Source organism: Pseudomonas putida, assembly GCF_050989985.1.
Lineage (GTDB): Bacteria > Pseudomonadota > Gammaproteobacteria > Pseudomonadales > Pseudomonadaceae > Aquipseudomonas > Aquipseudomonas putida_AI.
In genome coordinates this window covers 1,739,483-1,752,521 of sequence record NZ_CP158815.1, presented here as the reverse complement: position 1 = coordinate 1,752,521, position 13,039 = coordinate 1,739,483, and the positions used below count along the sequence as shown (strand labels likewise).

The 13,039-nt window shown below is 58.0% G+C and carries 8 protein-coding genes and 1 pseudogene; 5 read left to right on the top strand and 4 right to left on the bottom strand.

From position 1 onward, the window contains the following. Positions 1 to 158: 158 nt before the first annotated feature. From ABTV29_RS08490 to ABTV29_RS08475, 4 genes and pseudogenes are all read left to right on the top strand, one after another. Positions 159 to 545 (top strand): annotated as a pseudogene (locus ABTV29_RS08490) (response regulator); the annotation flags it as partial. A gap of 247 nt (positions 546 to 792) precedes the next feature. Next, positions 793 to 1,419: a response regulator gene (locus ABTV29_RS08485; protein ID WP_433769649.1), complete on the top strand. Its 627-nt coding sequence runs from the start codon at positions 793 to 795 to the stop codon at positions 1,417 to 1,419. An 8-nt stretch (positions 1,420 to 1,427) separates the two neighbouring features. Further along, the gene (locus tag ABTV29_RS08480) at positions 1,428 to 5,069 is read left to right on the top strand and encodes a transporter substrate-binding domain-containing protein (RefSeq protein WP_433769648.1); all 3,642 of its coding nucleotides are present in this window, start codon (positions 1,428 to 1,430) and stop codon (positions 5,067 to 5,069) included. A gap of 48 nt (positions 5,070 to 5,117) precedes the next feature. Next, positions 5,118 to 8,063 (top strand): HD domain-containing phosphohydrolase, encoded by a 2,946-nt coding sequence (locus ABTV29_RS08475; protein WP_433769647.1) that lies wholly within the window; start codon positions 5,118 to 5,120, stop codon positions 8,061 to 8,063. Between the two features lie 14 nt (positions 8,064 to 8,077). Here the strand turns inward: ABTV29_RS08475 and ABTV29_RS08470 are convergent, their stop codons facing one another. Together ABTV29_RS08470 and ABTV29_RS08465 are read right to left on the bottom strand one after the other, a co-directional pair. After that, entirely contained in the window at positions 8,078 to 8,560 is a 483-nt protein-coding gene (locus tag ABTV29_RS08470) for a GAF domain-containing protein (RefSeq protein ID WP_433769646.1), read from the bottom strand. Then, positions 8,557 to 9,447: an ATP-binding protein gene (locus ABTV29_RS08465; RefSeq protein ID WP_433769645.1), complete on the bottom strand. Its 891-nt coding sequence runs from the start codon at positions 9,445 to 9,447 to the stop codon at positions 8,557 to 8,559. The genes ABTV29_RS08470 and ABTV29_RS08465 overlap by 4 nt, the downstream gene beginning before the upstream one ends. Before the next feature lie 136 nt (positions 9,448 to 9,583). Here ABTV29_RS08465 and ABTV29_RS08460 point away from each other — a divergent pair, with 136 nt between their 5' ends. Then, positions 9,584 to 11,947 (top strand): response regulator, encoded by a 2,364-nt coding sequence (locus ABTV29_RS08460; RefSeq protein WP_433769644.1) that lies wholly within the window; start codon positions 9,584 to 9,586, stop codon positions 11,945 to 11,947. On the opposite strand, the gene ABTV29_RS08455 is transcribed toward ABTV29_RS08460, so the two are convergent. Both ABTV29_RS08455 and ABTV29_RS08450 read right to left on the bottom strand, forming a co-directional pair. Then, positions 11,931 to 12,392, bottom strand: a complete 462-nt coding sequence (locus ABTV29_RS08455; protein WP_433769643.1) for a MarR family winged helix-turn-helix transcriptional regulator — start codon at positions 12,390 to 12,392, stop codon at positions 11,931 to 11,933. The two genes, ABTV29_RS08460 and ABTV29_RS08455, sit on opposite strands and share 17 nt — an antisense overlap. Beyond that, positions 12,389 to 12,874 carry a glutathione peroxidase gene (locus ABTV29_RS08450; protein WP_175376994.1) on the bottom strand — a complete coding sequence of 162 codons (486 nt, stop codon included), beginning with the start codon at positions 12,872 to 12,874 and terminating at the stop codon, positions 12,389 to 12,391. The genes ABTV29_RS08455 and ABTV29_RS08450 overlap by 4 nt, the downstream gene beginning before the upstream one ends. Between the last annotated feature and the right edge of the window lie 165 nt (positions 12,875 to 13,039).

The window sequence follows — 13,039 nt, the reverse complement described above, 5'->3', positions numbered from 1 at the left end:
CCATTACGCCACTGCAATGGCCGATCAGCCCTCAAAACACCGGTGGCATTCAACGCTCGCTGAATCGCCCTACAAGTGATGTCGCCTCAACTGATCGATTGCCGGTTTTCGAAGCGAAACAATCGCGCCTCCTTTGCTCAAAAAAGATGCATAAAAATATGATCAAAGACAATTTGCGCATCTTGCTGGTGGAAGACCATCCGTTTCAGCTAAAGGCAACTCAATATCTACTCGAAAGTTATGGTTTTAATCGGTTAACTACAACCGACTGTGCCCAAGGTGCGTTGGCGCAGATGTTTAGGGCTGAGCAACCTTTCGACATTCTTTTGTGCGATCAATGCTTGCCTGACCTCTCGGGTATTGAACTGGTCAAATTCGCCAGTCAGCGTGGAATGATCAAACAGGCAATCTTGCTGAGCAGCCTGACATCAACTGAGCTGGATAGACTTGAAGACATGGCAGCTACTCACGATCTCCCATTATTGGGATATTTGATAAAGCCACTGAAACACGACGAATTCATACAACTATTGACTTCGATCCCATTAAAAATACCGCAAGAAAATCAACTTCACAGAAATAATAACAACTTAAATAAACTTACAAACACCCCAACCACCTACACACCAAACTTACTTCCCCACGTAAAAAAACCTAGTTGAAGCGTAATCCTATTCTTTTTTGCTTGTAGGAATTATCCTATTTTGCCACTACAGGTAAGCCAGTTCATACGTCACACCAACTATCTGAGCTAAGGTGCGCGCTTTATTACAGCTCGCATGGGACTTTATTATGAACTCCGTTTTTATTGTCGACGATCACCCTGTCATCCGACTTGCAGTTCGTATGCTGCTTGAACACGAGGGTTACAAAGTCATCGGTGAAACCGACAACGGGGTCGATGCCATGCAGATGGTCCGCGAATGCATGCCGGACCTGGTCATTCTCGACATCAGCATTCCCAAGCTCGATGGTCTGGAAGTACTGGCCCGTTTCAACGCAATGAGCACACCCTTGAAAACATTGGTACTGACAGCACAGTGCCCGACACTCTTCGGTATTCGTTGCATGCAATCCGGCGCGTCCGGATATGTTTGTAAACAGGAAGATCTGAGCGAACTGGTCAGCGCCATCAAAGCCGTTTTGTCAGGTTACAACTACTTTCCCAGCGAAGCATTGAATCCCGTTCGCGGCGACGAAGCCCGATGTGCCGAACTGGAACTGTTCAAATCGGTCAACGACCGGGAACTGATGGTACTGCAACTTTTTGCACAAGGCCGTACCAACAAGGAAATCGCCAAAGGCATGTTCCTGAGCAACAAAACCGTAAGCACTTACAAAAAGCGACTCATGCAGAAACTTAAAGCCAAGTCTCTGGTTGAACTCATCGAAATGGCAAAACGCAACGCACTCGTATGAGAGACAGGATGCCCAGTCGCGCAATGGATTATCTGATACTGATTGCCGTTGGCCTTTGCCTGAGCAGCTCATCGTTCGCAGCACAGCACAGTGAAAACTACGATTTGCTCAGTCGCTCAACGGCCGGAAAACTGGACATTCAGCTGGATACCGGACAAAAGCGCTGGCTGAAGAACAAACACGAACTGATCCTGGGCACTTCCGCACCGGACTACCCGCCCTTTGACCTGACCCTCAGCGGCCGCGATTACGAGGGGTTCACCGCCGACTACGCGGGTATCATCGGCAATGCCACCGATTTACCCATCAAAGTCCAGCGCTTCGCGTCCCGGGGAGCCGCCATCGAAGCGCTTGAAAAGGGTGAAGTCGATCTGTTGGGTACGGCCAACGGGTTCGAGGCGCGCAGTAGCGAAATTGTCCTGTCCCTGCCCTACGCCGTGGATCAACCAGTGTTGGTGACCCGTGAAGGCGAATCCCGCTCCCTGACCGATGGCCTTGCCGGCATGCGCCTGAGCATGGTGTATCACTATTTGCCGCTGGACGAAGTCAAGGCTCTGTATCCAAAGGCGCTCATCACCTCGTATCCGTCCTACCAGAATGCGATCAATGCCGTGGCTTTCGATCAAGCTGACGTGTTTCTCGGCGACACCATTTCTACCCACTACATCATCAACAAGGGGTATCTGAACAACATCCGAATGGCCAGCTTTGGCAAACACGAAGCCCATGGTTTCAGTTTCGCGGTGCGCAAGAACAATCCCGAACTGCTGGGCATCGTCAACGCAATACTTGAGGCCGTGCCCACCGGTGTTCGAGAAAACATCGCCAAGCGCTGGAGTGCCGGCAGTGACATTCTGCTCACCGATCACAAACTGGAGCTTAGTTACAGCGAGGAACGCTGGCTGGCGCAACATCCGGTGGTACGCGTGGTGGTGAACGAAGCGTTCGCACCCCTCACTTTTTTCGACAGCGAGGGTAACTTTCGTGGCGTGGCTGCGGATTTGCTCGAACTGATCAGGTTGCGCACCGGATTGCGCTTCGACATCCAGCGCAGCCGCAGCGACAGCGACATGATCCAGCGCATCGAAGCCGATCAGGCCGATCTGATCGCCGCCCTGCTGCCCAGCGCGCCACGGGAAACCCTCCTCAACTTCAGCCGACCGTACCTGCAAAACTCCTACGTACTGCTGACACGCAAGGCCGAAGACAGCCCGGCCAACCTGACACAGCTTGAAGGTAAACGCCTGGCCATCGCTCAGGGGCATCCATTGACGGCCTTTTTGCGTCGCGAATTTCCGCTGATCACGATTATTGAAACCCCGGACACTTTCAGTGCAGTGGAAATGCTCGCCGAAGGCCTTGCAGAAGGCACAGTCAACTCATTGGTGATTGCCAATTACTTCATCTCTTCACGACTGTTCGAGCATACCCTGCAGATCAGTACCACCATCGGCACCGAACAAGCCGCTTTCTCCCTGGCAACCCACCGCGGGGCCAAAGAACTGCATGACATCCTCAACAAGGCACTACTGAGTATCTCGCCGGAAGAACTGGGCATTATCAACAGCCGCTGGCGTGGTTATTCGGCCTCTTCTCAAAACACCTGGCGTCGCTATCACCGGCTGTTCTATCAAATCGCCATCGGTGCCGGCGTACTGCTGCTGATTTCCGTTGCCTGGAACGCTTACATGCGGCGTCAGATCAATCAACGCAAGGCCGCTGAACGCGCCCTGAACGATCAATTCGAGTTCATGCGCTCGCTGGTCAACGGTACACCTCACCCAATTTACGTGCGTGACCGCCAGGGTCTGCTGCAAAGCTGCAACGACAGTTACCTGCAAGCCTTCAACGCCAGACGCGAAGATGTCATCGGCAAAAGTGTCATCGAGGATTCCCTGAGCAATGCTTTCGAAGCCCGGGAATATCAGGCCGACTATCAGCGCGTGGTGGCCGAGGGCACGCCGCTGATACTCGACCGCCCGATGCACATCGGCGGTCGCCGACTGACGATCTATCACTGGATTCTTCCGTACCGAGACTCGAGCGGTGAAGTCCAGGGCATCATCGGTGGCTGGATCGACATCAGCGAACGCCGGCAACTGTTCGATGACTTGCGTTGCGCCAAAGAGCGTGCCGATGAAGCCAACCGGGCCAAGAGCACGTTTCTGGCGACCATGAGTCACGAGATCCGCACACCGATGAATGCAATCATCGGCATGCTCGAACTGACGCTCAAGCGAATCGAGCGCCAACACCCGGACCGTCCCGCTATCGATGTCGCGTACAACTCGGCGAAGGATCTGCTGGAGCTGATCGGCGACATACTCGACATCGCACGCATCGAATCCGGGCACCTGAGCCTGAGCCCGGAATGGGTCAATCCACAGGAAACAGTGGCGTCCGTGGTACGGATTTTCGATGGATTGGCACGGCAGAAAGCCCTGGAACTCCAGCTGGACTTCAACCCGATCAATCCTCCCGTCGACGTCCTGCTCGATCCATTGCGTTTCAAACAGGTGCTGTCGAACCTGGTCAGCAATGCCATCAAATTTACCGAACAAGGCCGGGTCAGGATCAGCGTCGAGTTGCGCCCGACCACCGAACCCGATCAGGTCCAGATGCAGCTGCAGGTAGAGGACAGCGGCATCGGAATCAGTGCACAGGATCAACAACGGCTGTTCGAGCCTTTCGCCCAGGCCAAAAACACTGGGCAAACCGCCCAGGGTGGCACCGGGCTGGGTCTGGTGATAAGCCGCAGTCTTTGCGAACGGATGGGCGGCAGCCTGCAACTGAGCAGTCAGCCCGGCGTCGGTACGCGAGTACAGCTGTCGCTGCTTCTACCGGCGATGTCACGGGAATCCCGAGTGGAGAAAACCGACACGACGATCCATGCAGCCAGCACCCCATTGAAGGTTCTGGTGGTAGATGACCATGCGGCCAACCGTCTGCTCATGTGCCAGCAACTGGAGTTTCTGGGCCACCGATTCAGTGGCGCAGCAGACGGGCGGGAAGGATTCGAGACGTGGAAAGCCGACGTATTCGACCTCGTGATCGCCGACTGCAATATGCCGGTCATGAATGGCTATGAGCTGTCCCGGGCCATTCGCCAACACGAACAGCAGACGCAGCAACGGCCCTGTACTGTCCTGGGTTTTACCGCCAATGCCCAACCCGAAGAGGTTCAGCGCTGCAAACGCGCCGGTATGGATGACTGCCTGTTCAAACCCCTGACCTTGACGGCCCTGAGCCATTGGCTCGAAGGCCTGACACCGACCGTCCATTCACCCGCCTTCAGCCAGGAAGGATTGCAGCAACTGACGGGAGGCAACCCGGCATTGAACCAGCGCCTGTTGACCGAACTGCTCAACAGCAACCGCCAGGATCGCCAGGGATTGCTGGCCCTGCGCGGCACCACCGAACCGCAGGCATTTATCGACATCGCCCACAAAATCAAGGGTGCGGCCCGGATCGTCCAGGCCTCTCGACTGATCGACAGCTGCGAAGCCCTCGAGATCACTTGCCGTGCGCCCTTTGACCCCGACCAGGTGGCCGAATGCTCTGCAGCCGTGGAGCGCGCGCTGCTGGAATTGGACCAGGCTTTGCTGCAAAAAATCAGCGACAACGTTAAAAGCGGAACGACAGAGGCTTAACTATGCTTGGACGCTGAGCAGTGCGTTAACCATCACGGAGTGACCTGCATGCCTGACCCACTGCGTCCGGATCCACGGCGGTTTCCGCTGCACGTTCACATCAGTGTGATGTTTACCTGTCTGCTTTTGTTGACGGGGATAGTGCTGGGTATTTTCAACTACCAGCAATCCACACAGATCATCCTGTCCAGCAGCGAGAAACTCTTCGATCGCATCGAGCAGGATGTGCGCCTGGACCTGAAAGCCACCTATGAACCCATTCGCCACCTGCTGAGCCTGCAAGTCGTGAACCCGGCGGTTCATGGAACGGACCTGGCGCAGCGCCTGACGCTGCTCAAACCCTTCAGCCAGTCGCTCATCGACAACCCTGACCTGGCGTCGCTGTATCTGGGCTACAGCAGTGGCGATTTTTTCATGGTTCGTCCGCTGCGAACCGACGCCTTGAAAACGCTGCTCAACGCGCCGCCATCAGCGGCTTATCAAGTCTGGAGCATCGAGCGAAACAGCAGCGGCCAGACGCATTCCCAATCCCTGTTTTTCGATCAGGACCTGACATTCATCAGTCGCAACGACAACCCCGATGACAGTTATGACCCGCGCAGCCGCACCTGGTTTACCAGCGCCAGCCGTGGTCAAGACCAGATCACCACCGAGCCTTACATTTTCTTCTCCACCCATAACGTCGGGACCACCCTCGCCCGGCGCGGTGACGAGCAGGTGGTGATGGGCGCTGACCTGACCCTGGCCGAGTTGAGTGCCACCCTGGCCAAACATGTGGTGACGCCCGCCACCCAAATCGTGCTGTTCGATACCCAAGGCAATGCCGTTGCCTACCCTGATGCCAGCCGCTTGATCATCGACGACCAGACCGCTCGCCTGATCAAGGCAGCCGACCTGAGCCCTAGCCTGGGCGCACTGCTCAACAGCCCACATAAACGCAATCGCCTGCATGCCGATGGCCGCCAATGGATTGTCGCCCGCAGCAGCATGCAGGAAGGCGGTCCCAATGGACTGCAGCTGGCGATGTTGGTGCCTGAAGATGAATTGCTGGTCGATGCCTACCGCATGCGCTGGCAGGCAGCACTGATTACCTTGGCGATCCTGCTGCTGTGCATTCCGCTTGGCTGGCTGACCTCGCGAATCCTGGTCAAGCCCTTGCGCGCGCTGGTGCGGGAAGCGGACGGAATACGCAGTTTCGATTTCAACGCCCCCCTTTCTCGTCGCTCCCCGGTGCTCGAAGTCGACCAACTGAGCGTGTCGATGGCGCGCATGAAAGACACCCTGGCGAGCTTCTTCCAGATCACCGACAGCCTGAGCGCCGAAACCCGTTTCGACCCTCTGCTGGAACGGGTGCTGTTTGAAACCGTGAAAATCGGCCAGGCCCAGGCCGGCCTGATTTACTTGCGCGAAGGTGACGGCGATCGCATGGAACCCTATGGTCTGGTGATCAAGGACAAGGCGCAGTCGCTGTCGTCTTTCGACTTGCAGGCCCACGAGCTTCAGAACCCGCAAAGCCCGGCCTGGATGCAGCAGTTGTGGACTGCCGACAATGTCGTCAGCAACCTGGGATTCGAACAGGCAGGGGACCTGCAAAAAGTGTTGTTCGCGCTGGAATGCCCCCGGGTGCACCTGATTGGCATCCGCCTGCACAATCGCCATAACGAAACCGTCGGTCTGCTGGTGTTCCTCCTGGCCGACAGCGGCACCCGGGATGATCTGGAAAAACTGCGTCCGGATCGGATCGCATTTCTGCAAGCCGTGTCCGGCGCGGCGGCGGTGAGTATCGAAAGCCAGCGCATGCGTGCCCGCCAGAAGCATCTGATGGAGTCGTTCATCAAGTTGCTGGCCGGAGCAATCGACGCCAAGAGTCCTTACACCGGCGGGCATTGCCAGCGGGTACCGGCGCTGACGCTGATGCTCGCTCAGGCCGCGGCGGCCAGCAAAGACCCAGCCTTCAGCGGCTATCAACCCAGCGATGATGAATGGGAAGAACTGCACATCGCCGCCTGGCTGCACGATTGCGGCAAGGTCACCACCCCGGAATACGTCGTGGACAAAGCGACCAAACTGGAAACCCTGAACGATCGCATCCACGAAATCCGTACCCGTTTCGAGGTGCTCAAGCGCGATGCGTGGATCAGCTACTGGCAAGCACTTGCCCAGGGAGGCGATGAGCAAGCGCTGGCACAACTGCGTGATGCCACTCTCCAGGAACTGGACGATGATTTCGCCTTCGTTGCCCGCTGCAATCTCGGCGGAGAGGCTATGGCCGAGGGCGATCTGCAGCGCCTGCGCAGCGTTTCAGAGCGCACCTGGACGCGAACCCTGGATGATCGCCTGGGTGTTTCCTGGGAAGAGAACCAGCGCCAGGCTCGCACCCCGGCACCGACACTGCCAGTCACCGAACGGCTGTTGGCGGACAAGGCCGAACATCTGTTCGAGCGCCCCGATACCCAACTGATCGCGCCGGATAACCCCTGGGGCTTCAAACTCGATGTTCCGCGCTACAAGTACAACCGCGGAGAACTCTACAACCTGAGCATCACCCGCGGCACCCTGACGAGCGAAGAGCGCTACATCATCAATCACCATATCGTGCAGACAATCCTGATGCTCAATCAGTTGCCCTTCCCCGCCCATCTGCGCAACGTGCCGGAAATTGCCGGTGGCCATCACGAAAAAATGGACGGTACCGGTTACCCCAAACGCTTGAAGCGCGAGGAAATGAGCCTGCCGGCACGAATGATGGCGATTGCCGATATTTTCGAAGCCCTGACCGCGGCCGACCGGCCTTACAAGAAGGCCAAGTCGTTGAGCGAGGCGCTGGGGATCATGGCCTTCATGTGCCGGGATGCGCACATCGATCCGCAGTTGTTCAGGTTGTTCATCGAAGCGCACATCTATCGGCAGTACGCCGAACGCTTCCTCGACCCGCGGCAGATCGATGCGATAGACCCGTCAGGCCTGCTGATTAAAGCCGGCCTGGCGGTTTGATCGAAAACCGGCAATCAGCAATCGGTCAGGCGCAGGAAAATCGCCGCCAGCTGCTCGATACCGGCCTGATCCTCGGCGGTAAAACGCGCCAATTTCGGGCTGTCGAGGTCCAGTACGCCGATCAAACGACCCTCCTTGACCAGCGGCACCACGATTTCGCTGTTCGACGCGCTGTCGCAGGCGATATGCCCGGGAAACGCGTGAACATCTTCGACCAACTGAGTCTGCAAACTCGCCGCCGCCGTCCCGCACACGCCGCGACCAAAGGGAATCCGTACGCAGGCGATCTGCCCCTGGAACGGGCCCAGCACCAGCTCTTCGTTACGGTTGAGGTAGAAACCGGCCCAGTTCAGGTCTTCGAGTTGATTGAACAGAAATGCCGAAAACTGCGCGGCGTTGGCGATGAAATCCCGCTCGTCCGCCAGCAGCGATTCCAGCTGCGCGTGCAGCATGCCGTAGCCTTCGAGGCCCTGGCCGCTCTTTTGTAAATCGATCATGCCTTGTGCTCCAACAGTTTCAGCCCGACCCAATAGCGGGCAAATTGATACGCGCAACGTCCGTTGCGATTGCCGCGCCCGGTAGCCCAGCGCACCGCGAGGATGTCCAGCTCTTCGCTACGCTGCCACTCAAGGCCGGCCTTGTCGGCCAGTTGACCGATCCAGTGTTCGACGACGTTGAGAAAGTGTTCCTGGGTAAACGGATAGAACGACAGCCACAGGCCGAAGCGATCCGACAGAGCGATCTTGTCTTCCACCGCTTCGCTGGGATGCAATTCACCATCCACCCGTTTCCAGTTTTCGTTATCGCTTTCCTTTTCCGGCACCAGGTGGCGGCGGTTGGAAGTGGCGTACAGCAATACGTTGTCTGGCGCCTGTTCGAGGGAACCGTCGAGTACGCTTTTGAGCACGCGATAATCGCCCTCGCCCGACTCGAATGACAGGTCATCGCAGAACAGCACGAAACGCTGCGGCAGTTTTGCGATCTGTTCGACTACCCGTGGCAAGTCTGCCAGGTGGTCGCGTTCGATCTCGATCAGGCGCAAACCTGCCTGGGCATGCTCGGCCAGCAAGGCGCGGACCAGCGAAGATTTACCGGTACCGCGCGAGCCCCAGAGCAAGGCGTGGTTGGCCGGCATGCCGTCGAGAAATTGCTGTGTGTTACGGCCCAGTTGCTCCACTTGGCGATCGACGCCGATCAGGTCGGACAGGCGCATGTCGAGGCTGACTTCCAGCGGCAGCAGATAACCGCTGCGCCCTTCGCGCTGCCAGCGTGCCGCCAGGCAGGTCGTCCAGTCGATGGCTTGCCGAGGGGTGGGCAACAGCGGTTCGATACGGGCCAGAACGGCGTCGGCGCGTTCAAGAAAAGCATTCAATCGGGAGTCCACGTCTTTTCCTCGGGCAAGTTCACGGTAATGATGGTGATATAGCGACAGCACACAGCGCTTGATGCCCGGACAAAGCCTCTGTACAACCCCCGGCTCAACGGCCCGCGAGAACATCGGCATCCATGCATGATCGGCTATGCTTGAGCAGCGAAGGGAAACGGAAGTGGTCCAACACCCAATGGATATCAAATTCACCAACCGGCTGTCCTACAAGCAAGCCCGGCTTACCGTGCTGGTGGGTTTCATTCTGGGCACGCTGCTCAGCCTGCTGCAAATAGGCATCGATTATGCCAGTGAAGACGCCTCCATCAACCGTGAAATCCTGTCTTTGCTGGAAATCAGCCACAACCCCGCTTCTCGCATTGCCTACAACATCGACGCCGAACTGGCTCAGGAGCTGACCCTCGGCCTGCTGCGTTCACCGGCGATCATCGGCGCGAAACTGACCGACAACAACGGCAACGTGCTGGCCAACGTCAAACGCCCTCGCCTGCAAAGCGGCTATCGCATGCTCAGCGACTTGCTGTTCGGCGCTGACCGACGGTTCGAGGATCGCCTTTATCTGGACCACCTGCCCAACGAATCCCTCGGCGTCCTGCAATTGGACGTCGACACTTACGCCTTTGGTTATCGGTTCCTGCGTCGCGCCGAAGTAACGCTGCTCAACGGCTTTGCCCGCAGCCTGATCCTGACCGGCATCCTGCTGGCACTGTTCTACGTGATGCTGACCAAGCCGCTGGTGCGGGTGATCCGTGAACTCAGCGGCCGTGATTCACGCAGCCTCGAACCGACGGCCCTGGAATGTCCACCAGGGCATGCCAACGATGAGATTGGCGTACTGGTGACCGTTGCCAACCAGCAATTCGAGAATGTCGCCACTGAAATCCAGCAACGACGCAACGCGGAAAACCGCCTGACCGATTACCTCAGTCAGCTGGAAAACATCGTCTCCGCGCGCACCACCGAACTCAAGGCAATCAATGCCCGGCTCAGCCAATCCAATCAGGAACTGGAAACGGCCCGCAGTACCGCCCTGGACATGGCCGAAGCACGCTCGGTGTTCCTGGCCAACATGAGCCACGAAATCCGTACCCCCCTCAACGGCCTGCTGGGGATGATCGCGCTGTCACTCGACGGACCGTTGAATGCCGAGCAACAGCAGCAGCTATCCATCGCCCATGACTCGGGCAAGGTGCTGGTGGAATTGCTCAACGATATTCTCGACCTTTCGAAATTCGATGCCGGTCAGCTCGAACTCGAACATATTCCGTTCGACCTCGGCTCGCTGATCGAAGACACCGCCAACCTGCTTTCGCAAAATGCCGCGCCGAGTGTCGAGCTGACCTGCCTGATTGATCCGCAGTTTCCGGCCCTGGTGCTCGGTGACCCGACCCGGGTGCGCCAGATCGTCAGCAACCTGCTGTCCAATGCCCTCAAGTTCACCCGCTTCGGGCGAGTCGATGTGCGTCTGTCGACTTTCGGCGAGGGTGTCAGAATCGAAGTTTGCGACACCGGCATCGGTATCCCCCAGGACGCCCAAGTCAAGATCTTCCAGCCCTTCACCCAGGCCGGCGCCGGGATTACCCGGCAATTCGGCGGTACGGGGCTGGGTCTGGCCCTGACCTACAACCTTTGCGAAGCCATGAAAGGCCGCCTGAGCATCAGCTCGGAAGCAGGTTTCGGCAGCCAGTTCTGCGCGGAACTGCCATTGCCGCGCCATACCCGGGCCGTCGCCCCGCAGCCCTTGAGAGGCAAGGTCATCGCCATAACCTCCGCCAGCAGCGGCCTGGCGGAACTGTTGTCCAGCCTATTGCCCGGTTGGGGCGTGGACTATCAGCAGCGTGCCATTGATGACCCGCTGATCGGCCTGGATCCCGATGTGCTGATCACCGATTGCCCCGAATGCCTGTTCAATCTGCGCCCCGCCATCACCGCACCGATTTTGCTGGTGACCGCATACGGCAGTTTCCTGCCCAGTGAACAAGTGAGCGAGCTCGCCCCCTTGCAACAGCAGGCCCGCCCCCTGGCGCGAAATGCGCTTTACCAAAATCTGCGGCGCGTCCTGCAACCGGAGATTCTGACGATCAGCGAAACCCTGATCGACGCCCAGTCACCGCAACGCCGCGCGCGGGTGCTGCTGGTCGAGGACAACCCGGTCAATCAACTGGTGGCGAAGGGCATGCTGGGCAAACTCGGCTGCGAGGTCATCGTAGCCGCCCATGGCGTCGAGGCACTGGATCAACTGGAAAACAGCGAATTCGACCTTGTATTGATGGACTGCAACATGCCGGTGATGGATGGTTATGAGGCGAGTCGGCAAATCCGCCGCAGCGGGCGCTGGCCGCAATTGCCGATCGTTGCCCTGACCGCCAATGCCATGTCCGAGGAGCGCGAGCGTTGCCGCGCTGCGGGCATGAACGACTACCTGGCCAAACCGTTCCGACGCGAAGAACTGGCCGCTTTGCTGGATGTCTGGGCTCCTGTTACGACAGAGCCTTGATTTGCCCCAACAGGTGATCCAGGCCATCGCGCAGCTCATTCAGGCGATCCAGATCCACCCCGCTGTCGCACAGCAGGCGAGCCTTCAGCGGGCCGACCTGGTCGCGTAATGCCTGGCCACTCGGCGTCAGACTCAAGTGCACCTCGCGCTCATCCCGCGCCGAACGTTGACGCTGAACCAGCTGCAATTGCTCAAGGCGCTTGAGCAATGGCGTCAGCGTCCCGGAGTCCAGCACCAGGCGCTCGCCCAGAGCCTTGACGGTCGGTTGTTCCGGCACGCTGTCCTGCCATTCCCACAACACCAGCATCGCCAGGTATTGCGGGTACGTCAGGCCCAGTTGGTCGAGCATCGGTTTGTAGGCCCGGATCACGGCCCGGGAAGCAGCGTACAGCTTGAAGCACAGCTGACTGTCGAGGTTCAGGGAGTCGGCGGACAAGCTGTTCATTTGAGCAGGGCTTCGATCTCGCGGCTCAGATCCTGCGGCTTGGTTGCCGGGGCGAAACGCTTGACCAGTTGGCCATCCTTGCCAATCAGGAACTTGGTGAAGTTCCACTTGATGCCCTGGGAACCGAGCACGCCGGGGGCACGCTTTTTCAGTTGCACGAACAGCGGATGGGCACCGGTGCCATTGACTTCGATCTTTTTGAACAGCGGGAAGCTGACGCCGTAGTTCAGTTCACAGAACTCGCTGATGGCGCCTTCATTGCCCGGCTCCTGCTTGCCGAACTGGTTGCATGGGAAACCAAGAACCACCAGGCCCTGGTCCTTGTAGGTCTGCCACAGCTCTTCGAGGCCTTTGTATTGCGGAGTGAAACCGCATTTGCTGGCGGTGTTCACCACCAACACGGCCTTGCCGGCGAAGTCCGCCAGGGTCTTTTGCTCACCCTTGATGGTCGTGCAAGGGATGCTCAGCAGGTTGTCGCTCATGAGGAGGGCTCCGGTTTAAAGGTAATGGAGCAAAGATAGCGAGCAATTGAATTGTGTGCAATTTAAATTATCGGACACTGCCCTGTGTAGGAGCGAGCCTGCTCGCGATGGTCGTCAACGATAACGCGCTCATTCTGAATGATCGCGGTGCCTGAACGTCCCTCG